General features: G+C 48.2%; 24 protein-coding genes. 16 read left to right on the forward strand and 8 right to left on the reverse strand.

Annotated features, from left to right (window positions below):
- Positions 1-64 precede the first annotated feature (64 nt).
- From ACW73I_RS09260 to ACW73I_RS09270, 3 genes are all read left to right on the forward strand, one after another.
- Positions 65-601 (forward strand): DUF924 family protein, encoded by a 537-nt coding sequence (locus ACW73I_RS09260; protein ID WP_458028993.1) that lies wholly within the window; start codon positions 65-67, stop codon positions 599-601.
- 49 nt (positions 602-650) lie between these two features.
- Positions 651-1160, forward strand: a complete 510-nt coding sequence (locus ACW73I_RS09265; protein ID WP_458028994.1) for a DUF1993 domain-containing protein — start codon at positions 651-653, stop codon at positions 1158-1160.
- Positions 1161-1275: 115 nt separating this feature from the next.
- Entirely contained in the window at positions 1276-2043 is a 768-nt protein-coding gene (locus ACW73I_RS09270) for an SIR2 family NAD-dependent protein deacylase (protein WP_458028995.1), read from the forward strand.
- Between the two features lie 286 nt (positions 2044-2329).
- On the opposite strand, the gene ACW73I_RS09275 is transcribed toward ACW73I_RS09270, so the two are convergent.
- Complete coding sequence (locus ACW73I_RS09275; RefSeq protein WP_458028997.1) at positions 2330-2539, reverse strand: DUF2934 domain-containing protein; 210 nt, start codon at positions 2537-2539, stop codon at positions 2330-2332.
- Positions 2540-3104: 565 nt separating this feature from the next.
- A complete protein-coding gene (locus tag ACW73I_RS09280) occupies positions 3105-3308 on the reverse strand; it encodes a hypothetical protein (protein ID WP_458028998.1) in 204 nt (67 codons plus the stop codon).
- 637 nt (positions 3309-3945) lie between these two features.
- On the opposite strand from ACW73I_RS09280, the gene ACW73I_RS09285 reads away from it, so the two are divergent.
- The 7 genes from ACW73I_RS09285 (at position 3946) to ACW73I_RS09315 (ending at position 14496) form a co-directional block, all read left to right on the forward strand.
- The gene (locus tag ACW73I_RS09285) at positions 3946-5235 is read left to right on the forward strand and encodes a TolC family protein (RefSeq protein WP_458028999.1); all 1290 of its coding nucleotides are present in this window, start codon (positions 3946-3948) and stop codon (positions 5233-5235) included.
- Positions 5228-6634 carry an efflux RND transporter periplasmic adaptor subunit gene (locus ACW73I_RS09290; RefSeq protein ID WP_458029000.1) on the forward strand — a complete coding sequence of 469 codons (1407 nt, stop codon included), beginning with the start codon at positions 5228-5230 and terminating at the stop codon, positions 6632-6634. Before ACW73I_RS09285 ends, ACW73I_RS09290 begins: the two co-directional genes overlap by 8 nt.
- A complete protein-coding gene (locus tag ACW73I_RS09295; RefSeq protein WP_458029001.1) occupies positions 6627-9773 on the forward strand; it encodes an efflux RND transporter permease subunit in 3147 nt (1048 codons plus the stop codon). The genes ACW73I_RS09290 and ACW73I_RS09295 overlap by 8 nt, the downstream gene beginning before the upstream one ends.
- Positions 9774-9919: 146 nt before the next feature.
- The gene (locus ACW73I_RS09300; protein ID WP_458029002.1) at positions 9920-10258 is read left to right on the forward strand and encodes a hypothetical protein; all 339 of its coding nucleotides are present in this window, start codon (positions 9920-9922) and stop codon (positions 10256-10258) included.
- An 86-nt stretch (positions 10259-10344) separates the two neighbouring features.
- Positions 10345-11685 carry an HD-GYP domain-containing protein gene (locus tag ACW73I_RS09305; RefSeq protein WP_458029003.1) on the forward strand — a complete coding sequence of 447 codons (1341 nt, stop codon included), beginning with the start codon at positions 10345-10347 and terminating at the stop codon, positions 11683-11685.
- A gap of 137 nt (positions 11686-11822) precedes the next feature.
- Complete coding sequence (locus ACW73I_RS09310; protein WP_458029004.1) at positions 11823-14069, forward strand: copper-transporting P-type ATPase; 2247 nt, start codon at positions 11823-11825, stop codon at positions 14067-14069.
- A gap of 70 nt (positions 14070-14139) precedes the next feature.
- A complete protein-coding gene (locus ACW73I_RS09315) occupies positions 14140-14496 on the forward strand; it encodes a hypothetical protein (RefSeq protein ID WP_458029005.1) in 357 nt (118 codons plus the stop codon).
- Between the two features lie 420 nt (positions 14497-14916).
- Here the strand turns inward: ACW73I_RS09315 and ACW73I_RS09320 are convergent, their stop codons facing one another.
- The 6 genes from ACW73I_RS09320 to ACW73I_RS09345 all read right to left on the reverse strand — a co-directional run bounded on the left by ACW73I_RS09320 (position 14917) and on the right by ACW73I_RS09345 (position 19249).
- Entirely contained in the window at positions 14917-15873 is a 957-nt protein-coding gene (locus tag ACW73I_RS09320; protein WP_458029006.1) for a tyrosine-type recombinase/integrase, read from the reverse strand.
- Positions 15874-15885: 12 nt separating this feature from the next.
- Positions 15886-17184 (reverse strand): PcfJ domain-containing protein, encoded by a 1299-nt coding sequence (locus ACW73I_RS09325; RefSeq protein WP_458029007.1) that lies wholly within the window; start codon positions 17182-17184, stop codon positions 15886-15888.
- 392 nt (positions 17185-17576) lie between these two features.
- Positions 17577-18071, reverse strand: a complete 495-nt coding sequence (locus tag ACW73I_RS09330) for a JAB domain-containing protein (protein ID WP_458029008.1) — start codon at positions 18069-18071, stop codon at positions 17577-17579.
- Between the two features lie 156 nt (positions 18072-18227).
- Positions 18228-18536 (reverse strand): hypothetical protein, encoded by a 309-nt coding sequence (locus ACW73I_RS09335; RefSeq protein ID WP_458029009.1) that lies wholly within the window; start codon positions 18534-18536, stop codon positions 18228-18230.
- A gap of 92 nt (positions 18537-18628) precedes the next feature.
- The gene (locus tag ACW73I_RS09340; RefSeq protein ID WP_458029011.1) at positions 18629-18955 is read right to left on the reverse strand and encodes a type I restriction endonuclease subunit M; all 327 of its coding nucleotides are present in this window, start codon (positions 18953-18955) and stop codon (positions 18629-18631) included.
- 21 nt (positions 18956-18976) lie between these two features.
- On the reverse strand, positions 18977-19249 hold the full coding sequence (locus tag ACW73I_RS09345) for a hypothetical protein (protein WP_458029012.1): 273 nt from the start codon (positions 19247-19249) through the stop codon (positions 18977-18979).
- A gap of 362 nt (positions 19250-19611) precedes the next feature.
- Between ACW73I_RS09345 and ACW73I_RS09350 the strand changes: the two genes are divergently transcribed.
- From ACW73I_RS09350 to ACW73I_RS09375, 6 genes are all read left to right on the forward strand, one after another.
- Positions 19612-20769, forward strand: a complete 1158-nt coding sequence (locus ACW73I_RS09350; protein ID WP_458029013.1) for a PD-(D/E)XK nuclease family protein — start codon at positions 19612-19614, stop codon at positions 20767-20769.
- Between the two features lie 190 nt (positions 20770-20959).
- Positions 20960-21664: a DUF6946 family protein gene (locus ACW73I_RS09355; protein WP_458029014.1), complete on the forward strand. Its 705-nt coding sequence runs from the start codon at positions 20960-20962 to the stop codon at positions 21662-21664.
- 881 nt (positions 21665-22545) lie between these two features.
- The gene (locus ACW73I_RS09360; protein ID WP_458029015.1) at positions 22546-24747 is read left to right on the forward strand and encodes a helix-turn-helix domain-containing protein; all 2202 of its coding nucleotides are present in this window, start codon (positions 22546-22548) and stop codon (positions 24745-24747) included.
- A 151-nt stretch (positions 24748-24898) separates the two neighbouring features.
- Positions 24899-25093: a hypothetical protein gene (locus ACW73I_RS09365; protein WP_458029016.1), complete on the forward strand. Its 195-nt coding sequence runs from the start codon at positions 24899-24901 to the stop codon at positions 25091-25093.
- Positions 25094-25159: 66 nt separating this feature from the next.
- Complete coding sequence (locus ACW73I_RS09370; RefSeq protein ID WP_458029017.1) at positions 25160-25597, forward strand: hypothetical protein; 438 nt, start codon at positions 25160-25162, stop codon at positions 25595-25597.
- On the forward strand, positions 25587-26300 hold the full coding sequence (locus ACW73I_RS09375; RefSeq protein ID WP_458029019.1) for a M15 family metallopeptidase: 714 nt from the start codon (positions 25587-25589) through the stop codon (positions 26298-26300). The genes ACW73I_RS09370 and ACW73I_RS09375 overlap by 11 nt, the downstream gene beginning before the upstream one ends.
- Positions 26301-26583 lie beyond the last annotated feature (283 nt).

The following is a 26583-nucleotide window of genomic DNA, read 5'->3' on the forward strand; positions in this document are numbered from 1 at the left end:
ACTTACCCCCCAACGGTTAATATCTTACGCCAACGTCATTGCTGATAACTGAATGGAGAACCAAATGCCACAACAGATCATCGACTTTTGGTTTGAAGACATTGATAAATCCTTGTGGTGGGCTAAGAATGTTGAATTCGATCAGCTCATAACCAAACGCTTTACCGATATTCACGCAAGGGCTATACGCTGTGAGCTCTTCAACTGGCGAACAACGGCGACAGGAAGGTTAGCAGAAATCATTGTTTTGGATCAGTTCTCCCGAAACATGTACCGTGACTCAGCGATAGCATTTGCCTATGATGCCTTGGCGTTAGCTCTTGCTCAGGAAGCAATAGCCGTAGGTGCCGATCAAGAACTTACCGCAATACAACGCGGCTTCCTGTATATGCCATTTATGCACAGCGAGTCGATGGTTATTCATGAGGTGGCAACAACGTTGTATGAAAACAATCAGATTCAGTCCTTTTGGGATTTTGAGGTCAAGCATCAAGCGGTTATTCGCCAATTTGGGCGTTATCCCCATCGCAATGCGATCTTGGGCAGACCATCAACCCCTGAAGAAAACGACTATTTAAAAACACCCGGTGCTGGATTTTAAGCAAAACAGTAGAATTTAACCTATCAGCTATTTTCCTAGGAGCCTTCAAATGTCGTTATCCATGTATGCCATCACTGTCCTTCCTATAGTTCGCAGCCTGAATCAGCTACGTTTGATTCTGGAAAAAGCCATGAATTATGCAGAAGAAAAAAAGATTGATCCTTCTGTGTTAGTCAACGCCAGGCTTTATCCAGATATGTACCCATTGAAGCGCCAAGTGCAGATTGCAAGTGATGTCGCCAAAGGCGCTGTATCACGGTTAGCCGGTCAAGAGCCGCCGAAGTTCGATGACATTGAAGCCTCTTTTCCCGAGTTGATCGAACGCATTGATAAAACGCTGGAGCATATTCATTCGTTTACTGCCGAGCAAATCGATAGCACTGAGTCCAACACCATTCAGTTACCACGACATGATAGAACATCGACATTTAGTGGATTAGCCTACGTGACTGACTTCGTGTTGCCGAATGTGTATTTTCATGTAACAACCGCCTATGCCATTCTGAGGCATAACGGGTTAGAAATCGGCAAGAAGGATTATTTGGGCGATATTGGATAAAGCAATATTTAGAGAATGGTTGATTGAATTGCAATGATTCGTCTTGCAAAGCTGACAGCGAAGTGTCGACTAAACCGGTAGATTCAAGCTTTGTCCTAACTGTTCCATTTTAATCATGATACCGAGCGAACTGATTGAGCGACTACAACGGACCCAACATCTAGTGGTTCTGACCGGTGCGGGTGTCTCAGCGGAATCGGGCATTCCGACCTTTCGCGATGCATTAACCGGATTATGGGAAAACTTCGATGCCGAACAGCTTGCATGTGAAGACGGCTTCCTGGCTGATCCTGCTTTAGTCTGGGGATGGTACGAATGGCGACGAAACCGCGTGCTAAAGACGAAACCTAATCCAGCGCATTTGACGATTGCTAAGCTGGTAGAACGAATACCGAAGCTTACACTGGTTACTCAGAATGTTGACGATCTGCACGAACGCGCCGGCAGTCACGATGTTTTGCATTTACATGGTAGTCTACATAAACCACGCTGCATACGTTGTGGAACACCTTATCAATTGCCGGAAACAGATACAACAATAGCCGATCATGACAGTCGTATCGACCCGCCTACTTGTGCGCAGTGTGACGGACTTATCCGGCCAGGTGTAGTGTGGTTTGGTGAAAGCTTGCCGATGCATGAATGGGAACAATCAGTAAATGCCACCGAGGATTGCGACTTGATGTTTATCGTCGGTACTTCAGGTTTAGTGTGGCCAGCAGCCAATTTGCCCTATATGGCTGATAAAACTAACATTCCTATCGTACAAATCAATCCGACAACCACGAGTTTCAATTCCATTGCCCGCTCTAATTTGTGTGGTAAGGCTGGTGAAATTTTGCCTAAACTATATGCAGAGACGTTTTCAGAAGACGCATATTGATCTTCAAACACTTAGCTGACGTTGGCTAATGGGGGTTGGGAGACAAACAACGACCCCAACCCGACAGTCAATATACCTGTGTTTTTACGGCAGGTATTCGTTACCAAACAGACGCTCAAAGTACTCTATCCTGACGGCACAGCCTGACATCAGGTTAGGGTACAGTTCATTCTGACATTAATTGGAGTCAAACCATCGCCGAACAGCGTTTTCTTGCCAACCAGTTCCATCTACCGTAACTTGCAGTTATCGGCGGAGGTCAGATTTCAAAACCTAACCGGAATATTTATGAAACGCCGGATTTACTCGCAAGCATTTCTTGTTCCGCTTCATACCAGTCCTCCATTTCATGGCCAGGCGCGAACCCTCTTTTTTCGGCCTTGTAATAGGCGCATTCAGCAATGTTAGTGGTTAAATCGGACGGGCAACAACCTTCGTTAGTACAGTCTTCACTGGTGGTTTCGGCAATAATATTTTTTTTATTCGCGGCCATCATTGACTCCTTGAATCAGTTTGACAATAGAAATTAGCTACCACGCACACTTGCAGTAACAACTAAAGTCGATTAAAAAACAACCGGTGTGAACAAATCATTGAATAAAAGCGAGTACTGATCTCAAAAGTGCTGGATAAAGGTTCAAGGATCAAGCGGACTTAGCGTTGACCCGATCTCCCAACTCAAACTGAGACCTAGCCGGAAAACTAAAGTTTCATGCTTAATATTTGTGACCGATATCGAAACATCGCGTTGGAACCCATAAAGCAAAGTCCGATCGACATATTTGGTAATTTTGAAATGACCACCAAATTGGAGACAATGTCATTGCGTGGACACTGGAACTCATGTCGATGCTGCCAAAGCAGATAAAAACTCCATTGGTAACTAAAGCGGCCAAGCTGAAAATACCTATGACGTATTAAGACGGTAACTCAGGGTTTGTCAAGCGATTGACAATTTGTGCTACCACGCCCGCCGATGCAGTAAAAACCAATCCGCCTTTCAACAGTGCAATGCGAGCTTTGGTTTGGGAGCTGCGGGCGAGAACAAACCGCCTCAGGCCCTAAGTCATCGCTTCGTCCAAATTATCCAGAGAATCGGATAGCAAAGGTGCGGATTTCCCATACCGAGCAGCCAGCACAATGACCGCGAATATGGCGGCGTTGATCACCAAAGCCTTGATTAATGTGCCGCGCTGCCTCTCCAGAATTGGTTTCGCCGCAGAGTTGTTTTCGCAACAGGATGCGATGGGCTCATCCCGAAACACTGAAAGCTACTAAATTCGGTAATACGCAGTAAATCAACAGACCATAAGGGATTTAAATCTCAAAAGTATTTGCTTTCCTAACGAATTAGGTATAGGTTTAAAAAGGCTCATTTGAGCGACGATAGAATCTAAGATATCTAAAATGTTCAGACGAAGGCTAGTCGTATTGTTGATGCTCATCATGGCAGTCATGCCTGTCGGGGTGACGTATGCGCATTACTCCGGCTCCGAACTATTTTCTATAGTGCATGCCATTTCCGCTGACGATTTGGCGACCGACAGCAGCATGTCGAACGTTGGCCACGACCATCACTGCCATCCCGGTAAATATCATTCTTCTACTTGCAATTTCCATGTTTGCGTCGATTGTGCGCTTGCTTCGTCGTTCATATTAGCTTTACTCCGGAGAGGAACGAACTACTTCACGTCTACAAAGCCGGAATTCCTCTCCGTCCATCTCCCACCTCACACTAAGCCACCGACAGCAACCCTTTAAGCGTTTTAGAACGGCCTTTTTCGACTTTGTCAGTTAATAAGGCCATTCAAGGCAATCGCGGTTCAGGTTTCTCAGCGCGCTATCGTTGATCAGCCGGATTGCATCGATTGTCGTTCCCAATATGACGTTTTGAGGATCATTATGTCGTCAGATTTACCCGTTACCCGCTGTCGTTTGATAGCGGTATTGTGGCTCGCCTGTAGTGTCGCCTACGGTACGGAGCAGCCTGTTTTGTCTTTACAGGCCGCCACAGAACTTGCCGTGCAGGATAATCCAGGTTTGGCACAAATAAACGCAAGGGCACTCGCCATGTCCGCCATCCCGTCGCAAGTCGGCACATTGCCCGATCCGGTTATCAGTTTCGGAGCCCTAAACCTGCCGACCGATACCTTCGATACCCGGCAGGAACCGATGACGCAAATGCTATTCGGTGTATCGCAGAGCATACCCTTTCCCGGCAAATTGGACTTAAGCGAACAAGCCGCCGGCTATGCGGCTGAAGCCGCCGCGCACGATGTCACCGAAGCGAGGTGGCGATTATTGCGCGACGTCAAAAAGATCTGGTGGTCGCTGTTTTATCTGGACCGTGCACTGGAAATCATTAAAGCCAATCAGGACTTACTCCGGCAATTCGTTGAGATCGCACAAACTAAATATCAAGTGGGCGAAGGCCTACAACAGGATGTGTTGTTAGCACAGCTGGAATTATCCCGCCTGCTTGATAACGAACTGATTCTCCTCAGCACACGAGAAAAAGCCAGAGCACAATTGAATGCCTTGCTCGATAGGCCGGCCGACCGGCAAATCAATTTACCGCTATCGGTGCCGGAAACATTGCCCAACTTAACGTCGGAGTCCGCCTTATTCGAGCAAGCGGAAAATTCCAGGGCATTGCTTGCATCCAGACGCGAGTCGGTCAATGCGGCGCAAACGCGTCTGGAACTAGCCAAAAAAGACTATTTTCCGGATTTCAATGTCGGCGCTTCTTATGGCCTTCGTGACAACACGCCCACGAATGCCGATCGCGCGGATTTCCTCAGCATGAGATTAAGCGTGACGGTGCCGATATTCTTGGCCAGCAAACAGGCCAAGGCCGTCGATCAACGTACCAGCGAATTGATGCAGCAACGGTATGAATTACAAGACGAGTGGAATCGGGTGCGAGCGGATATTTCAACCGCCTATAGCGACTTTCATCAAACCAAAAATCAGGTGGTTCTATTTAAAAGCGGCATCATTCCCCAGGCCCGGCAGACCGTTGCCTCTATGCTGGCCGGCTATCAGGTGGGCAAGGTCGATTTTTTGAATCTGGTGCGCAGCCAAATCACCTTATACAACTATGAAACCCAATACTGGAAGGCTTTAAGCGAAGCCAATCAGGCGCTTGCTCAACTGAGTGCTATGGTCGGCGAGGAAGAAATTTATGAATAAGACAATATGGCTGGTTGCCGTTTTAACCTTAACGATAGGAATCGGCATAGGAAGTTGGTTGACCGGATACCGTCAAAATACATCGACTCGCCCCGAGTCTAATGATGGCCTAGACCATACAAAAACCAACGGCGTAACCAGACGCCCCTTGTTTTACCGCAGTCCGATGAACCCGTCGGTGACTTCGCCGGTGCCGATGAAAGACCCCATGGGCATGGATTATGTTCCGGTCTACGCCGATGGCGCAAGCGACGCCAGCACGCCGCCAGGCACCGTCAAAATCGATCCGGTGACCGAACAAAATATCGGTGTCCGTACGGCCATCGCTCGCCAAGAAACGCTATCGCACATTGTTAGGGCGGTCGGCCGAGTTGCCTACGACGAAGAGCGCTTGGTTCGACTACATCCAAAAACCGAAGGCTGGATAGAAACCTTGCGGATAGATAAAACCGGGGAATGGGTCAAAAAGGACGACGACTTGCTCAGTATTTATTCACCGCAATTGGTGGCGAGCCAACAGGAATACATTCTAGCGCTGAACAACCTCAAAGCCTTGGAAAATAGTCCTATCGAGGATATTCGCCGTGGAGCCGAGGAATTGCTCAGAAGTTCGCGTGAACGCCTGAAACTACTGGATGTGCCAACCCATCAACTGCACGACCTGACTCGTACGCAGCAAATCAAAAAAAGTCTACATATTCATTCTCCGGCGGCGGGCATCGTCATGAATATTGGCGTCCGCGAGGGTCAATATGTCACGCCGGCCACCGAACTTTACATGATCGCCGATCTGTCCACCGTCTGGGTCTACGCCGATATCTATGAATACGAATTACCCTGGGTCAGAGTAGGCGACTCCGTGGAAATGCAGTTGGCCGGCGTCCCGGGCCACATCTTCAAAGGCCGCTTGGCTTATATCTATCCCTATGCGGAGGCAAAAACCCGATCCATCAAAGTACGGCTCGCGTTCGATAACGCGGAGCTGCTTTTGAAACCGGATATGTATGCTCAAGTTGACATTCTGGCCGGTAAACAAATCGAAGCGGTGACGATTCCGAGCGAAGCCATCGTTCGTTCCGGTACCCGCAATCAGGTATTCGTGAAGCGGGCTCCTGGCCAATTCGAACCACGCCCAGTGACGCTGGGACTGGCCTCAAACGGCCGAGTCGCGGTATTGAACGGTATCAAAGTCGGTGAAGAAGTAGTGACCTCGGCACAATTTCTAATCGATTCGGAGTCGAAATTGCGCGAGGCTACGGCCAAGATGATTGCGCCCGGCCAATCGACCGAACCGATGGCCGAGGACACCATACCCGAACATCGGCACTCGCCTGGCTTGTCAGAAAACATGGATAGCGAAGCACATGCCGTGCAACAGGGAGGTCATCAACATGATTAATGCCTTAATCAACGGCTCGCTCAAAGATCGCTTCATCGTGCTGTTGGCCGCTGTTATCCTGGGATTAGCGGGATTGTGGTCGTTCAAAAACATACCCTTGGACGCCATACCGGATTTATCCGATGTGCAAGTGATCGTCTTCACCGAATACCCCGGACAAGCGCCACAAGTCGTCGAAGACCAAGTTACATATCCCTTGACGACGGCCATGTTAGCTGTCCCGAAAACCAAGGTGGTTCGCGGTTATTCCTTCTTCGGGTTTTCGTTCGTGTATATCATTTTCGAAGACGGCACGGATATGTATTGGGCTCGTTCGCGAGTGCTCGAATACCTCAACTATGTCAGCGGTCGCTTGCCTAAAGGCGTCAGTCCTTCGTTAGGACCGGACGCCACAGGTGTCGGCTGGGTCTATGAGTATGCTTTGATCGACAAAACAGGCAAACACGACTTATCCCAACTGCGTTCGATCCAAGACTGGTATATGCGTTATCCGTTGCAAACCGTGCCTGGCGTTTCCGAAGTGGCTTCTGTCGGCGGTTACGTCAAACAATACCAAATTGAAGTCGATCCTAACGCGCTGCCTGCCTACGGTATATCTCTGAGCAAAGTCAAACAGGCGATACAGCGATCCAATAACGATGTCGGCGGCCGTTTGATCGAAATGTCCGAAACCGAATACATGGTGCGCGGCCTGGGCTACATTCGAAATATCGACGATATCAACAGCATACCGGTCGGTGTTGACGCCAACGGTACTCCCATTCGGATACAGGATATCGCCCATGTTCATATAGGACCTGAACTGCGCCGAGGTGTGGTGGAACTGAATGGCGAAGGCGAAGTAGCCGGTGGCGTAGTCATCATGCGCTTCGGCGAAAACGCCAAGGATACTATCATCGGGGTCAGAGCCAAGCTTGAGGAACTGAGCAAAGGCCTGCCGGAAGGTGTCGAAATCATTCCCGTTTATGACCGAGGCGACCTGATTGAACGCGCGGTTGCCACCTTGTACGACGCGTTGACCCAAGAGCTGATCATCGTCTGCGTGATGGTCAGTTTGTTTCTGCTGCACTTGCGTTCATCGCTGGTCATCGTCATCACCTTACCGCTGGGTGTGGTGATCGCGTTTATCGTCATGAAACTGCAAGGACTCAACGCCAACATCATGTCCTTGGGCGGCATCGCCATTGCCATCGGCGATATGGTTGACGGCGGTATCGTCATGGTCGAAAACGCGCACAAGCATTTAGTCGAAGCGACCGAAAAGAAAAAAGCCGAGCTCACACAACAAGAGCGCTGGCAGGCCATTGCCGCCGCGTCGAAAGAAGTGGGCCCTACGCTGTTTTTTTCGTTGTTGGTGATTACCGTTTCGTTTATCCCTATTTTCGCCATGCAGGCGCAGGAAGGCCGGCTGTTCAGTCCGCTAGCCTTTACCAAATCCTATGCGATGGCGGCGGCGGCAATATTGACGGTCACCGTTGTGCCGGTATTGATGGGTTATTTTATTCGCGGCCACATTATTCCGGAACATAAAAACCCGGCTAACCGTTTTCTGCATCTCATTCATTCGCCCGTGTTAAGAGTCGCCATGCGTTGGCGTGTTGTCACGCTTGTGATTGCGGCCATTGCGCTTGGGTCGACCGCGTATCCTTTGTCCAAGACCGGCAGCGAATTTATGCCGCCTCTGGATGAAGGCGACATCCTGTATATGCCGTCGACGTTTCCGGGCATATCGATCACGAAGGCAAAAGAGCTGTTGCAACAAACCGACAAAATCTTAAAAACCTTTCCTGAAGTCCATCACGTGTTCGGCAAAATCGGTCGAGCGGAAAGCGCGACCGACCCTGCGCCCTTGTCGATGATAGAAACCACGATTCGACTCAAACCCAAGAGTGAGTGGCCGGACCCGAACAAAACCACACAGCAACTGATGAAGGAAATGGATCAAGCCATTCATTTTCCCGGCATCGCCAACGCTTGGACCATGCCGATTAAAACCCGAATCGACATGCTGTCTACCGGTATTAAGACGCCAGTCGGCATTAAAGTATCCGGACCGGACTTGGATGAATTGCAACGATTATCCAAGGAGATCGAGCAGACGATGAAAACCTTGCCGGAAACACTGTCGGCTTTCGGCGACCGCTCGGTTGGCGGGTATTACCTGGATTTCGATATCGACCGAGATCAGGCCGCGCGCTATGGTTTGACGGTCGGCGACGTCCAAGACATTATCCAAAGCGCAATCGGCGGCATGAACGTAACCGAAACGGTAGAAGGCTTGGAGCGTTATCCGGTCAATCTGCGTTACCCGCGCGAACTGCGCGATAATCTGGAAAGTCTTAAACGGGTTCTGATTCCCACGCCGACCGGTGCGCAAATACCGTTGGCCTTGATTGCCAAATTGGAACTCAGACGCGGCCCGCCTTCAATCAAAAGCGAGAATGCACGCCTAAATGCCTGGATTTACGTCGATATCAAAACGTCCGATATCGGCGGGTTTGTCGCGCAGGCCAAAAAAACACTAGAACAACAGGTCGCGATACCAAAGGGCTACACGGTGAGTTGGTCTGGCCAGTTCGAATATATGGAACGGGCCGCACAGCGGCTGCGCGTCGTCGTACCGATAACCTTGCTGTTGATCTTCTTGCTACTGTATTTCTCGTTCCGGAATTTCGTCGAACCCATCATCGTCATGTTGACGATTCCATTCGGCCTGATCGGCGGCATTTGGACCATTTACTGGTACGGATTTAATTTATCGGTGGCCGTCTACGTCGGCTTTATCGCCCTGGCCGGAACCGCCGCCGAGACCGGCGCGATGGTACTGAATTTCATCGACATTGAAATCGCCAAACTCCGTGCGGAGAAACAGTCGCCGTTAACGGGGCTTGAAATCCGGGAAGCCGTCGAAACGGCCACAGCCTTGCGGGTCAGGCCGGTTGCGATCACGGCCTTCACGACCATGCTGGGATTGGTCCCAATCATGTGGGCCACCGGCACCGGCGCCGACGTCACGCAGCGCATCGCTGCGCCGGTACTCGGCGGCATGCTGACGGTTTTGATGTTGAGTCTGTTGGTATTTCCAGTGATTTACAGTCTGGTGCTGCAATTTCAGGAAAAGCACAACTTGTCGAGCTGAATCTCTCATTCAAGGAAATGTGCCATGACAGATCAGCGGAATCATTTCATCCATACAACAGTCACAAGGAGCCAAGCCCATGATAAGTCGGTATTAATCTAATAATTGCTGGATATTCAACGATCATCTTTTAATGGAGAGACACCATGAAAACCAAAGTACTGATACCCCTGTTTTTTACCCTTGGCTTACTGTCTGGCTGCGCCGAGACAAACCCGCATCCCATGGACATGAGTCAAGCCGTTCAAGACGCAAAGACCAAAGCCGATCACGAAGCGTTGGCTCAACACTATGAAGAAACTGCGAAAGAGATGCAGCTTAAAGTCGATGAACATAAAAAATTGCTGCGTCAATATGAGTCACACGCCTATTTGTATGGGAAGCAAGCGGAAAGCTTAAAAGGCCATTGCAGAACGTTGATTTCAATCTATGAAAACGCCGTTGAAGCAAATTTAAGTATGGCAAAAGCACATCGCGAAATGTGAAGCTTATCAGCTGGCGAAGGAGCGGATTTGCTCCTTCGCCGTGATGCCTGATGCAGATTTCCCGATTAGCGTTTCTTCGTCTGAGAATGTCAAAGACAAAAGCTAAGTTTAAATCGATTCCGACTCACTCGGTCAGTCGAACGGTACACCGATTGATTTTGACCAGGTTGTTTTTCGGATGGTTATGTCTCAGCCTAGCGATTGGCGGCATCGTCCTTTGGCTGGAGGTCAATCGCGTTCGACATTTTGTGCATGAACTTGCGCTCAAAGAGTCAGCAAGTTTTAGCGGTGAATCCGCTCATAATATGGACAGTTTGGATACCGGTGCCAGGCTTCATCTTCGAAATTTGGCGGAACAATTAGTTAATCAACATTTTTTGGTGGTTGAGTTATATGACCTCAACAAACAACTCCAACTTGAAACCATTCGGCAAGGACTTGAGGTTGTCGAACATGACCTTAATCGCTTCCGCCATCGGTTTCCGCAACAAGGTGAATTTTCACATCAGTTTCACCTGATACAAGGCAAATTGCTTTTGGTGATTCTAGTCCCTTTATTGGATGCTCAAAATAGCCCTATCGGTTATTTCGAAGGGGTTTATCAAGTCGACAAAGAGACTCTCGTCGCGATTAAGTACGGACTGTTTCGCAAATTAATGTTTGCGACGCTAGGCATTACGTTCGCGGCGCTATTGATATATCCGATCATCTTAATGCTGAACAGAGAATTGATCAGACTGTCCGCAGACTTGCTAAAAGGCAATCTCCAACTGATGAATGTGCTCGGCGGAGCGATTGCCGAACGCGATTCCGACACCAATCGCCATAACTATCGAGTAACCTTTTATGCCTTACGTCTAGGTGAAGCTATCGGTCTCGCTCAAACCGACATCCGCGATCTAATTGCAGGCGCTTTTTTACACGATGTCGGCAAAATCGGTATCCGCGACCTGATCTTGCTGAAACCCGGGAAATTATCGCCGGAAGAATTCGAGGACATGAAGTCGCATGTAGCGTTAGGGGTCAACATCCTGAACAAATCGAGTTGGCTGCAAGGGGCACAGGACGTGGTCCTCTATCATCATGAGCAATTCGATGGTAGCGGCTATTTGGAAGGCTTAAGTGGCGAGGCAATCCCTTTGAATGCGAGGATATTTGCCGTCGTGGACGTATTCGATGCCTTAACCTCGAAACGCCCATATAAGAAACCATGGTCTGTAACCGATGCCATCGATGCGCTTGAACAGGGTAGCGGCAAGCACTTTGATCCACGCTTAGTCAGTGCGTTTACGCCGATTGCACGCCGGCTGTATGATGAAATCGGTAGGCTGGAAGAGCAACAAATTGAAGTCATGCTACATCAGCTTATTGCCCCGTATTTTTTAAAAACAGACTTTGAAAGATGTTCCAAAAAATCATGTACATAAAGAACTTCACTATGAAATTAATTCGAACCGGTTTAGCGTCATCAACGTGCGGCCTCAATTAGCATTGGCATTTTACCGATGATGCGATTTGTACTCTGAAAGAATGATCTTTCGGCAGAACAATATAGGAGATGGTCATGAAAACACTCTCGCAAGCGCAAGTCTATACCTGCCCCATGCACCCGGAAATTCGACAAATACAGCCAGGGAGTTGTCCAAAATGCGGTATGACTTTAGCGTTGATAGAGACCGAGGAAACGCAACCGCTTACCGAATACGTGTGTCCCATGCATCCGGAAGTGGTGCAAAGACAACCCGGTGCTTGTCCCAAGTGCGGCATGACACTGGAAGCTCGAAACCTTCTGGGGGAAACGGAGGATAGCACCGAGTTGGCGGCGATGAGTCGAAGATTTTGGTTGTGTACAGTATTGACCTTACCTGTGTTCACTTTAGCGATGACGCATGATCTTTTGCCGACGTTGATTAACAATGCTTTCGTCAATCAATGGCTGCAATGGTTTGAATGTGCTTTAGCGACGCCAGTGGTTTTATGGGGCGGATGGCCTTTTTTCCAGAGAGGTTGGCGTTCCGTGGTAAATCGCAGCTTAAATATGTTTACCCTGATTGCACTGGGTATCGGGGTTGCCTGGATTTATAGCATGGTGGCACTGTTAGCGCCGGAAATATTCCCGGCCATTATGCGTAACAGCCTAGGCCAGGTGGCGGTCTATTTCGAGGCCGCCGCAGTGATTACGACCTTGGTTTTGCTTGGACAGGTATTGGAGTTGCGAGCACGGAGCCGCACCAATATGGCCATCAAGCTGTTACTCGAACTGGCACCAAAAATAGCGCGGCGGGTGTATGAGGATGGCAGAGAGGAAGATATTGCACTGGAACAGGTCCAACAGGGCGACATACTGCGCGTTCGTCCCGGAGAAAAGATTCCTGTAGACGGAGTGGTGTACCAAGGCGCGAGCCATGTCGATGAATCCATGGTGACAGGCGAACCGATGCCGGTGGCAAAAAATGTGGGAGATACGTTGATAGGGGCGACCATGAACACGACAGGCAGCCTAATGTTACGGGCGGAGAAAGTCGGTAGCGATACTTTGCTGGCCCAGATTGTCAAAATGGTCAGTGAAGCGCAACGTAGTCGGGCTCCCATTCAGAAGCTAGCCGATACAGTAGCGGCTTATTTTGTACCGGCTGTTGTGATAGTGGCTATTGTGACATTGGCTTGTTGGTGGCAATGGGGGCCGGAGCCTCGTTTGGCACATGCCGTTGTTAATGCGGTTGCGGTACTCATTATTGCTTGCCCCTGTGCGCTGGGTCTCGCCACACCCGTTTCAATAATGGTTGGCACTGGCAAAGGCGCACAGCTGGGTGTATTGATTAAAAATGCCGAAGCCCTGGAAATCATGGAAAAAGTCGACACGCTGGTGGTCGATAAAACTGGCACCCTGACAGAGGGCGAGCCAAGTTTAATGGCGGTAATGGCCACTCCCGTGTTTTCGGAGCAGCAGGTTTTGTATTTCGGCGCTAGTCTGGAAAAGGCCAGTGAACACCCTTTAGCTAAGGCTATCGTCAAAGGTTCTGAACAAAAAGACATCGAACTGTCAACCAGCGAGCGCTTTACATCGCTCACTGGCAAAGGCGTTTGCGGCAACATAGATGGTCACCTAGTTTCACTGGGTAATATTCAATTAATGGATGAACGGAACATCGATATCAACCCTTTGAAACAACAAGCAGAGGAGTTACGTCAAGCGGGGCAGACGGCCATGTTCGTGGGTGTGGACGGTAAACTTGCCGGACTTATCAGCGTTGCCGATCCCGTCAAATCGACAACGCCGGAAGCACTGAAGGCTCTTCACGAAGCCGGTATCAAAGTGGTCATGCTGACCGGCGACAATAAAACCACCGCCCATGCAGTCGCCAAAAACCTCGGCATAGATCGGGTTGAGGCCGAAATATTGCCGGAACAGAAAGCTGAAATCGTTAAGCAATTACAGACTGAGGGCTTTATTGTAGCGATGGCGGGTGACGGCATCAACGACGCTCCGGCCTTAGCCCAAGCACATGTAGGCATTGCCATGGGTACGGGTACCGATGTGGCGATGGAAAGTGCGGGAGTGACACTCGTCAAAGGCGATTTGCGCGGTATCGTCCGCGCACGGCAATTAAGTCGAGCCACCATGCGTAATATTAGACAAAATCTATTCTTCGCTTTCATTTATAACGCATTGGGTGTGCCGATTGCCGCAGGTACGCTGTACCCGTTCTTCGGCATCTTGCTTTCGCCGATGATTGCCGCCGCCGCGATGAGTTTTAGTTCTGTATCGGTAATCAGTAATGCACTCCGATTGAATCGGATGAAACTGTGATGCAAGCACGATATGCCGCACAAAGCTCAATGCCACGGAATTTATGTAGTCAATGAGAAGGAGATACGCTATGAGCATCCTGAAAATGATAGTAAGCGCCGCTATCCTAAGCTTGCTGGTAAGTTGCGCCCAACAATATCCTCACCGCATGGATATGACCGTGGCCATCGAAAAAGCTAAGACAAAGGCTGAGCACGAGGCACTTGCGGCCCATTATGAACAGATGGCCCGTGAAATGAAAGCGATGTCAGAAGAACACAAAAAGCGTTTGGCAGAATACCAAGCACTTCTTCCTAAAGATGATGAAGCGTATAACGAATTCATACCTCATTGTTTAACCCTAATCAAAATCTACACCCAGGCCGAGCACGAAAACCTGGAATTGGCACATTTGCATCATTTAATTGCTTCTAAATTCCCGAATTAACGAGTCAATGGCTAAAAGTCCGTGGCAATTAAAATCCATCGAATATGATCGCCGGACGCTTGAGAGAGAAATCTAAAAATGGCATTGTTTTTGATCATTGGCAATTGCGACCTTGTTGTCGCTTGATGGAGAGCTCGGTACCAATGCGACAACTCGCCGAGCGAAATTACCAGCGGATCACAATAGATCAGTGATTTACGATTTTACCCGTCTCATAAGCTACCCACTTATGAGTCGTCCGACAAGTCTCGAAGTTTAGCGGTCGTTCAGATGGCGGCTTTATGGAAGTGCTGTGCGACAGTAATTGGCCGAACTTCCGCATACGTCTTGCTAAATCCACCGTCAGTTTTTTTGTTCAGAGTCTTGCGATAAGTCTCTGGTTTCCCTGTTTACTGTTACAACGCCTGAGGTAACGCGTCGTCAAGAAGTCAAAGATTGCAAGGCACGTCGCTGTGCTTTTTGATCTCGCAAATCATACCGTGCCGTTGTCTGAATATCGTTATGTCCAGCCAGTTGTCTCGTAGTATTCATGTCAATACCGGCTTCGAGCAGATGGGTAACAAAGGTTCGTCTGAAGTCGTGTGGTCTAATGCGTTCTATTTGGGCCTGGTCTGCTCGTTGCTGGATGATGGCGTAAACCGCTTGACTGGAAAGTTTTCTATCTTGAATGGTACCGGCCTTCGTAATCGGGCTGAACAAATAATCCTCCGAATCAAGTTGCAGGTTCCTGTCATTGATCCATTGTTTGACGATTCGGCGCGTGTCGGTATTCAGGTAGGCCGTGCGCTGTTTATTACCTTTACCGGCTTGAATGGTTAGCATGCCATTTCGTGTATTGTAATCGCTGAGTCGAATATTGATGATTTCTGAGCGTCTAAGCCCTGTTGCTAATAGCGTTGCAATAAGCGCGTAATCGCGTTTGCCGCTTATCGACTTATCCTGGCTACAAGCTCGGTACAGTTTCCTGATTTCCGCAGCGCTTAAGCTTCTGCCGCTCGGTAAACGTTTCCCTCTGACCCTTTTGATTTCATTGATCAACAGCAATTGGTCGGCACTGATCAAGCCTAGATTGAAACAGGCCTTCATGACGCCCCTCAGTGCTGATAACGCTAGATTGACGGTGTTGGCCGATTTCTTTTGTTCTTGAAGCGTATTGCGCACTTTGGCCAAGTGTTGGTATTCCAGAATATTCCAAGGCATCTGCTCAAGCTCGTCTTCGAATTGCAAGATAGTGGCAGCCGTTCTGAGCAAGCTTCTGGCCGAGCGTCGACCTGTTGGTGCAAGGCTTTGCAGGTATAGGGTGACTGGATCGGTTTGCTGGGTTTTGATTAGCTGATAATAGTTTTTCAGTTTTTGTTCGAATTGTTCTTCACTCATCGCGCTGTCCTCCTACTTGCCGTTATGTGCCGTATTCAGTGAAGCCATTACCTGATGTGTTTGGCTCGACTCTGAAAAGAACTGGTGGCTTTGCATGGCATTGAACCAGAGCAATACCGCTTGGTAGGTCGCATCGTTGACGGGGCTGTTGCGCTCGCCTTTCAATTGGTCGATTCTGAGCTGTGATGCACCTGAATGAGTGTGCGTGATTTTGATGCCCAAGGTTGCTCGACCGGGTGCGAGAACTCGATAAACGTAGTAGTGTCCGTCTTCGATTTCATAGTCATAACTTGCGACACAGTGCCGTTGTTGCAGGCTTTCTTCATGTAACGTCATCAAATCCGTGATCGGTACAATATTGTTATTGCCGGGTAACGGCGGAACTGGAAACGGCTTGTGTTCTCGCTGAGCAGCGAAAGAAGATGTTCGAATTTGCTGATTGAGTTCGTTGACCAAATGGTCATGAATAGCGTGTACTTGTTTGATATTTGAACAGCGTTTGACTTGTTCGAGTGTTGTATCGATTTCGGTATGCCCGAATCCACACATGCGCACAATATCGTTAACAAGCATGGTAATCGGCATGCAATCGGCATCGTTAATATGCAGTATCAATTTCGAGTCGATGAGTGCGGAATAAAAGACGAGAAAGCGCGCCATGTCGCCCGTGATGAATTGCCGATGGTTTAGTTTCTCGAAGTCGAGATGCAATAGCTGAATGATCAATTCGTATTCGGAACGGGCAAATCGCTTGCAACGCAGCTTACTGAGCAATTTCACGACCGCTTTTCTAGCCGGCAAATCACATGCTCGTAGTATCTCGGTTCGCGGTAGCAGGCAAGTGTTAACAAACCGTTCTTCGTCCCAACGATGATCCTGCGCATACGTAAAGAACAGCCAGAACAACGTCGAGTTACGTTGAAACAGTTCGACGATGTGCTGATAACGATTGCACAGCATCAACATACCGAATGCATTGCCTTTGTAGAGTTTGAGCAGATTGACGAGGTCGGGCGGTATCTGCTCAGTCCACGGTTGTAGCAACGAATTGTCAAACATCTCGATGGGAAATAACGACGAATCAAACGGATCGGTGTGATATTCGATGATATGGTCACCGCCATCGGATGTGGAATCGAATTCATTGCGCCAAGTAACGCATGAAGCGCTATGCCAGCCAGTAAGCACGAGTCTATTCGGCAGATTGAGCAATCGTGTCAGGTCTATGGTCAGTTCTTGGGTTTCATTGTTCCAATGGCTTTCGTCGGAACTGAAAGCACTCGGCTTATTGGTATCGTGTAATTCGGTCATGGTTATGCTCCTATTGAAAATTAAATGTCGGTTTGTCGGTGGTTGGTTATGGCAGTGGTCATCGATGACGAATCGATGTTGTTGCTTGATAACGAGCTCGACTTGTGTCGAGACAAAAGCTGTCTTCGAGTAAGCTGAAATAGCTCACTCAGATGCTCGATCTGCTGTATTGCTTGCTTGATGTATTCGCTAGTACTAATCGCGCACTACGTCGCTTCTACGTGCTGAAATGACGCTGTTTGTGTGTCTTTGATGTACTAACTTGCTAAATGAGGTGGCATAACTTGTGTTAAGACTGATTAACGCAAGTAATGAATTTCAAGCGTTCAAGATCAGAGAAAAAAAGACGCGTCAGCATGCGCTCAAACATGTGTTAACACTTCGCATGCTGATCACAGCAAGCCGTGCTCAGCGAACGAATATTGCTCGGTGCCGGCAATGATGAAGTGATCGAGTATTCTTACTTCAATCAGATTCAATGCGTCGATCAATCGTTTGGTAATGGCGCGATCGCACTCGCTGGGTTCAGCGATCCCCGATGGATGGTTGTGCGCCAAGATCATTGCACAAGCGTTGATTCTTAAAGCGTGTTTGACAAGTTCGCGCGGATAAACATTGGCGCTGGCAATACTGCCTTCGAAACAGGTTTTCGTTTCCAAGATGCGGTGCTGGTTGTCGAGAAAGATGCAATAGAACGCCTCGTGTTCGAGCATGGCTAATTCCAGCATCAGAAATTCCCGAGCATGGTCCGGTTGTGTTAATGCTTGGCCGCGTTCGAATTGTTTTTGAATGAGTTGTTTTGCCATCGCCAAAATTTCCTCGGCAGTGACGGGACGTGTGACCGAAAACTGGTTCGGTTCTTCATTGATTTGAAATGGGGTGTTCATAACGAAAGCTCCGAATAACGGACGTGACAAAGCCTGAGCAAACAAAGTCGCTCATCAACAAATCACGTCCGAAAGGTTAAAGATTAGTCAGCGAATCAAACGATGATGACTGACCGAATAGATTGAAATACTTGAACTGCAAATGAATAGCGAAATTTACTCGGCGCTATTAAGTGCGTCGATGTCGTTCAATATGTCACGCACATTGTTCAAAGACCGGCGTAAAGTCTTGGGTGTGTGCCGGCGTGGATTCAGTTGTTTCACCGTTTCGCGCAATTCCGAAACCAGTTCGATCAATGCCGGCGACAACTCGTTCGAAGTACGCTCTGCTTTATCATTCGACTCGGTTGCGGTAGAAGCATTAGGTTTCTGTGTCGATGTGTTTTGTTCAGTGGTTTTGGCTTTACTGCCTGGTTTCGCTTCGGTAGTTGATTCCAGGGCTTGGGTGTCGGTTTTTTGAGTCATGATCAATTCTCCAAAATAATTAACAAATAGAGTGAGTGGCTTAATGCCGTTGATAATTGCTTTGTTTCAAAGCAGAAGCAAAATGTGAAGCGTCAGTATTCTTCGGGCAGTAACAACGTGGTCACGCTACGGTCGGCTTCAGTGATAATCCAAATCTTCGCGCTAGCTGATAAGTCACTGTCTTCAGGCGGTGGTAACACATACGCTGACAACAAGCGTGCGCCAATTGTTAAGGCTTCTTCGTTCGCTTGCGCATCGTCTGCGCAAACATCGCCCCAGTCGCCGCGAACATGACGATTAAGCAAATCGAAAGGATTAAGTTGATATTCCTGTAATACCTCTTGCGCTCCTGGCGTATAAAACAATTGCCCTAATGAAAACCGCGCTGTTTTGGTACCGGAATTAGTTGCTGTATTCATACTGATGCTCTCCTTTCGAACTCAATCAAGCGAGTCGTCATCGTCTTGATCGGCGTCGTTATCCCAATCTTCATCATCATTGGTGTCATCGAACGGATATTCCAATGCTGCACACAAAACTTTGGCATAACAGTTAGCCAGAAAGCGCAAACTGCGTCCGGCTTCCAAGGTTTCTGAATAGGTATCGCTATTGCTCAGCAACTTTGCATAATCAATGCTGGTACGCTCTAAGCACATAGCGAGACTATTGATCGCAGGCGATAGCGCTGCGATGGCTGATGGATTCGTCGTCATAAGTGATCTCCGAGAATAATTAAGAAGCTCTAAGCTCATCAAAAACGACACGCACACGACAGTGCATCAGAGCACGAAGCTTGATGAATCGATCAGAAAGATGTGTTGAAGATGATGTGCTAGAGAGCGAGACTGCGACAGATGAGCTATAAATTGCCGCAATTATAGTATCTCATAAAAGCATATAATATGCAAGTGTTATTCCATATAGTCATATATAACGCCTTTGAGCAACTGCGTAAACGCAATGATCGATAGAACGCTGTTAGCGCGAAATATGATTCTTGTATTGCGCCGGAAATACCGGGATTCGCACGAAAACAGGAATATTTGCTTTGTCCTGAATTTGAGCTAAAGGGTAGATGTTAGAATCATACTTTCCTAACAAAATAGGACTGACGTTACCAGCCGAAAAAGTAGATGTTGGTAGTTGCCTTGTAATTTCAAGAACGGCAAAATTAATGGTTGAGATGACGATTGAACAGCTTGAGCAGATATTAAAAGAATCTAAAAGCCTTGCCATCCCCGCAGTTGAGAAAAATATATTTTCCATTGGCGGGCGTGGTCATTATGAAAACCCAATTAGTGATCTCCTCGCATTTTTCATGGACTTGCACGAAATTCACGGATTGGGTGATCTAGTGTTGAGATCAATTTACGAAGCCATAGGATTGCCTACCAATGATACCGATCTGATTACTCCTCCACAAAGAGAGGTCTGTACAGACGATGAAAAGAGGATTGATATTCTAGCGGAAGGGGAAAGCTACGTGACTGTCATAGAAAACAAGATACGTCATTGGGCAGAGAATCCGTTCGATAGCTACGACGATTATCTAGACAAATACTATAAAACCAAGAGTAAATATAAAATTCTTTTATCGATCCGCAATGAAGTACCTCCGGCTGGTTGGTATTCATTAACCTACAAAGATTTATTATCCCGTATTAAAGCGAACCTTGGTGAATGTGTTGTTACTGTCCCGTATTCAAAATGGTTAATTTTATTTCGTGAATTCCTTATGAACATTGAGCAAGAGTATGAAACTGGCATTATGAATAATGATCGATTTGAATTCGCAAAACAAAATTATCAAGCTATACGCGATTTACAAAAAATAGCGGATGACTACATCAATGAACTACAGAGGAAAAGCCTCGACGTAATACGAACACCTGCGGATATTGATGAGTCTGATGTTTTCGCAAATCGAAACAATTGGGGAGAGGATGGTATTGCGATTCGGCTGCATCATAAGAAATGGGGTGGCAAATCAAATATAACATTCTTGGTTACGCCAACAGGATTATTTCGCGTGCAGTTTTATGTCCATGATATTCCAGATAGTGATGCTTCTACCCTTCGTGATAAAGTGAATGATGGGAAATATAAGAAATTCTGGACTGAACAAAAAACTATTCGTTGCTTTGGCTTCTTCGATAGTTCTGACTTGGATGTCGTTCTTGCAGCAATTCAAAATGTCGCGCAAAAACTAAATGCCTATTACGGTAAAGTTTAAATTGAAGCTCGTTAATGTTCATAGACCCTGACCGGAGCCGTTACAAACTGAACAAGAAAGTACTAACGTACATCGAGTCTCGAAAGATCGGACATCAACTTCTTTCAGAGATAGAAGCACCCATTGTGGCTTAGCTTATGCGACCCTTCCGAGACGCAGGACTCTGGCAAGATTACTCCGTCCATTAAGAATGGATATTGGCCGCAAATTAAGCTTAAACATACCGATGAGCAAAATCTATATTCCAACATCAAATGCCGATCAGTGGGCGCAGTTACTCGCCGACCCAGTCAAACATTGGCGACAAGGCTATTCCGCACGAACCCTTGCTTATTCATGGCAAGAAGCAGACGATTTTCCCGATGAGGTTCGTGTGGTTTTAGCGACCGAATTCCCTGGCATTGAACTTCTTCTCGCCTTACCAGAGCATCAAGTGAAATTACCAGGTGGTTCGCGTCCATCGCAAAACGACATATGGGCTCTTGCGCGTTCAGCAGGAAATATCATTTCAATTGCGGTTGAAGGCAAAGTTTCAGAGCCTTTTGGCCCGACTGTCGAAGAGTGGCGTGCCGAACCAAGCTCCGGCAAATTAGAGCGTCTCGAATATTTGCTCAGCTTGTTGGGATTGTCCTCTGTTTCAGACAGCTTGCGTTATCAGCTCCTACACCGAACAGCATCGGCTATCATAGAAGCCCAACGCTTCAATGCGGCCCACGCGATCATGCTAGTTCACTCATTCAGCCAGTCCGATGAGTGGTTTCAAGACTACGCGGCGTTTGTCTCGCTCATGGGTGGTATAGCCAAAGAAAACGGTATAACTTCAATCGGTATGCTTTCTGGTATTTCGCTTCATTTGGCTTGGGTGCGTGGCAACGCACGCTATCTTTCCAAGTAGCCTGCCATGATAGAGGAACATAGAGGTCAAAGTGATACTACTTTTCTCGTCTCTCTAAATCGACTTAGAATTTGACATGCGTCAGCCTATTCCATCTGCATGGCGGGAATATCGATTCCGGAACACAGTTGCCACAGTGGGGTTTGTGTTGGGTGCGCCAGTGGCGGTAGCTGTTGGAATTCTGATCAAGTTATGGATTCCACAATATGCCGAGACCGTTTTTGTTGGTCTCATGGTGGTATGGGCTGTTTTGTGGGGTTGGTCTGCGTTTCGTGTCGTACGATGGCCTTGTCCGCGGTGCGGGAAGGCTTGGCTGGCACACCAGGAACCGGCAATCGGTGCTCAACGAGTTTGCTCGAACTGCGGATTAGCATTGTATGAATCGCCTTAATATGACCGACAGGACAGCATCACACTTCGATGAGCTCTTCGATCAACTTTGGCCGTTATGACAGAATATTCGCCACAACCCGTCGACTCACGCCGCCGAAACTGTTATTGCTTTCTTTGGCATGAAAGCCCAGAAATATTGGAGAAAGAAAAGCTCCCATACGGCTACTGCGGTTGGTGCGAAGTATGCAGCGAACCAGGGCATACGCGTCATTCACCGAGAGGGCCATGTACCGGGGCATGGTGCGACGATTGCTGGGATCGAATGCTAACCGAAATCAAACTGACGAGAACTGGCAAGGAGCGCCACTAGTCTCAGACAACCTGATCTCAGGAATTAATAATTTGTAATGCCTGGCGTAATTATCTTCAATAAAAACAAAGTATAAGCGTTACCTTTAGCCAAAGATTGGGTGACTTATTCCCCTTTCTTGCGGATTCTGTAATGATACTGATTTCTTGAAAAAGACGCTATTACAGAACCATCCGTTATGCCGCAAGTTCAACTGCCGTTATTCCCGGAAGGGGTTACCTCTATCAATGCGGATCTGACGTTCATTAAAGAGAACGATCGCATCACCTACTTCAACGGAACTATGCCGGTGTTCGCGCATGCCAGCAGCGATCATCGCACATTCAAAATGATCACGGCCCAGTTTTGCGTGACGGGCAATACCAAGCTGGTTGAGATATCGCGTGCGTTTGGCGTGCCTGAGATTACAGTTAAACGGGCGGTGAAGCTCTATCGGGAAGAAGGTCCGGAGGGTTTTTACAAAAAACGCAAACCCAGGGGGCCTGCAGTGCTAACCGAAGCCGTACTCGGTCAAGCCCAACAGTTATTCGATAAAGGTCTGGATGTGTCTGAGGTCGCTGACCGAATTGGCGTTAAATCGAATACGTTATCAAAAGCCGTCCGCGCCGGGCGCGTGCATCAACGCGCCCCCAACCAAGAGGTCATTGCCTCAAGCAAAAGCGCGCGTAGTGCCGAGGACAGCAGCGCTGCCATGGGCATGGGCGCCAACAACACCATGGCACGGCTCGCCGCCAGCGTTGGCGAACTGGAGGCCGTCAGTCCGGAATTTCAGCCAACATTAGATGTGCCTAACGGCGGCGTCCTATTTGCCTTGCCGGCGCTACTGGCGACGGGATTGCTCAAATACACCGAGCGCTATTTCCAATGGCCGAAAGGCTACTACAGCCTGGCCAGCTTGTTTGTTTTATTGGCCTTTTTAGCGCTGGCCCGAATCAAAACGCTCGAGGGTGTGCGTTATTGTGCACCGGGTGAATGGGGGAAGCTGTTGGGGCTGGATCGGATTCCGGAAGTGCGCACGCTGCGTAAGAAGATACAGCACCTTTCTCAGGACCAACAACCCGAGCAATGGAGCGCACAGCTGTGTAAAGAGTGGATGGAAACCTTGCCTGAACAGGCCGCCACGCTGTATATCGATGGCCACGTCCGGGTTTACAACGGCCATCAAACGCAACTGCCTAGACATTATGTCGCGCGTCAAAAACTGTGTTTGCGGGCAACAACCGACTATTGGATCAACGGCATGGAGGGGCAGCCCTTCTGCGTGATCCATCAAGCCGTCGATCCCGGCCTGATCAACGTCATCGAACAAGCGATCCTGCCTCAGCTGGAAAACGTGATCCCCAAGCCAGTGTCGACAAGTGAAAGAGAGGATGACCCGTTGTTGCACCGCTTGTCATTGGTATTCGACCGCGAAGGCTACAGTCCTGATTTCTTTCTGCGGATGAAAAAACGGCGCATTGCCTGCGTGACCTACCATAAATTTCCCGGCGAAGACTGGCCGGAACAGGAATTTAAAACCACCCTGGTTGAGATGCCTTCCGGGGCCAAGGTTGAAATCAAGCTGGCTGAGCGGGGCACGCGCTTAAGCAATCAACTATGGGTTCGGGAAATCCGCAAGCTGACCGAGAGAGGTCATCAAACAGCCCTATTAGCGACCGATTATCGCTCGGATCTCTCGGTGATTGCCGTAGAGATGTTCTCACGATGGTCTCAGGAAAACTTTTTCAAATACATGCGTGAACACTACGGCCTGGATAAGCTGGTCGATTATCGTGTGGAACCGATTGCTGATACCGTCCACGTCGTCAATCCGTGCTATCGCCAACTCACGGGCAGCATCCGAAGCGTCGCTGCCAAGATCAGCCGAAGACTGGCTGAATTTGGTGCCATGAACTTGGAAGGCACCATCGAACCGGATTGCGTCGAAGCCTTCATCAAAAAGAAAGCCACGCTGCAAGACGAAATCGAAGCGTTACAAACCGACTTGGGAGGACTCAAAAACCAGCGCAAAGAGGTACCATCGCACATCGCCATGGACGCGTTGCCTGAAAACGAGAAGTTCAGTCAACTCAGTACCCGAAGCAAACACCTGATCGATACGATCAAGATGGTCGCGTATCGGGCGGAAACCGCAATGGCCAACATCCTGAAAGAACACCTGTCTCGGCCGGACGAAGCGCGCAGCTTGTTACGAGCGATCTACAATACGGAAGCCGATCTTTTACCCGACTACGAACTGCGAACATTGACGGTGCGGCTTCATCATATGGCTAACCATTGTTCCGACAGCGCAATCCAAAAACTGTGCGATGAACTGAATGAAACCGAGATCTGTTTTCCCGGCACCAATCTTCGTCTCGTGTTGAAACTAGGATCATAATTGTTTCCCTGAGATCAGGAAGTCTGAGTCTAAGATCGGAATAGCTGCTTCGTCCCTTTATGTCGTGCTTGCTCTGGTAGTTTTTGTCGCGCACCTCTATTCCGTTGAAACCAATCCAGCAGACTCAGGGGAAAGCGGGATTCCTTTTTTCATGCTCACATTGCCGTGGATGATGTATATCCCATCCTCTTGGCACTATTCGTCCGCCTGGGGGTTGTTTGCGTACCCCGTCTCCTGGGTCTGTATCGCGCTGAATGCTTTACTGATTTACGGTATCGTCGCCCTGAGTACTTCCATCATTCGTCGACTATGGAGACGTGTCTGGCATGTCATTCGCCACCATTAATATTGCTGCGTTCGTGCGGAAAGCCGCTATTGCGTTAACTTCATGGGGTTACGTTGGGTAGCAACCGTGGCTGAAATTCAAAAAGCCGACTTACCCACGCGCCGCAGACTCATAACCGTGCTGATCGTATTAGCTCTCGGCGGCTTCTTGGTCATTTTCGCATTTGAACAAAACAAGACGGCACTTTTCAATTGGGTATTGGCTGATCCAACACAAAAAGCAACACGAGTTAAGACTATGCTTTGGCTCGCCTGCGCATTTATGGAAAGTCCCTTGCTTGGCGTTGCCTTATTCACATGGAAGATGGCGGAACGTGTTTTAGTTGCAGAGCGTTTTCCGCCACCGGGTATACCGGTTATTCGCGATACCATTGTGCAAGTGGGTCAACGAGCGCGTCATCGCGGTCGTCTATTGCAAGCCGTCGCCGTAGTATTCGTTCTGTTGGCTGTTATCACACTGGCACTTTTCTGGCATTTCACTTTCGTCTTCGACCATGTTGCCTAAACTTCGACTGAACGGCACTTCCAGTTCGATACTGTTGGTTTTAGTTATCTTCATCACTGCTTGCACAAGCAGAAAGGAAATAGATTGGTTTGCCAATAGCGATCAATTTGTAGACATCAAGGAAGTCATTCCTTCGGTTCGGTTAGATATCCGCTATTACACGCATAACAATTTTATTGGATCGAGAATCGACGGCTACGATGCGCCTAAATGCTTGCTCACGAGGAACGCGGCCCTTACTCTTAAACATGTACAAGAAGAACTTGTAAGCAATCGGCTGTCGCTAAAGATTTTCGATTGCTATCGTCCTCAGCAAGCTGTCGATCATTTCGTTAGGTGGGCGAATGATTTGAACGATCAGAAAATGAAAGCCGAATATTACCCGTCAATTGATAAGAAGAATCTATTCAAAGATGGTTACATTGCCGAACAATCGGGTCATAGCCGTGGCAGCACGGTCGATTTGACGATCGTTGATTTGAATACGAATCGTGAGTTGGACATGGGGACACGCTTCGACTATTTTGATCCACTTTCACACACTGCTAGTAGTAACATCAGCAAGATTCAGCATGACCACAGAATGGCTTTAAAAACAGTAATGGAGCGAAACGGCTTTAAAAATCTAAAAGAAGAGTGGTGGCATTTTACGCTTAAGAATGAAGCGTTTCCGAATCAATATTTTGATTTCAAAATTGAGTAAGTTACGACGCAATCAAAGCCTTTGGTTTATGGAAAAGCAAAACAGTATCGAACGCTACAAAGTTGGAGCAATTGCAGCATTTGTAACTTTACTGATTGGCCTCGTTATCATTACGCCGTTATGTGGCCTACTTTTTCAATGCCACTGCGACTGGCCATGGCTAAATTTCTATTTCGAATGTAACTATTTTCATTCTGAAATGCACCATAAGTGTCCATTGTGTAACTCAGATTTGGCAGGGTTGGGGTCAATTGGCATGGCTATGATATTCGCTACGTTGATT

Source organism: Methylomonas sp. MgM2 (assembly GCF_054172045.1).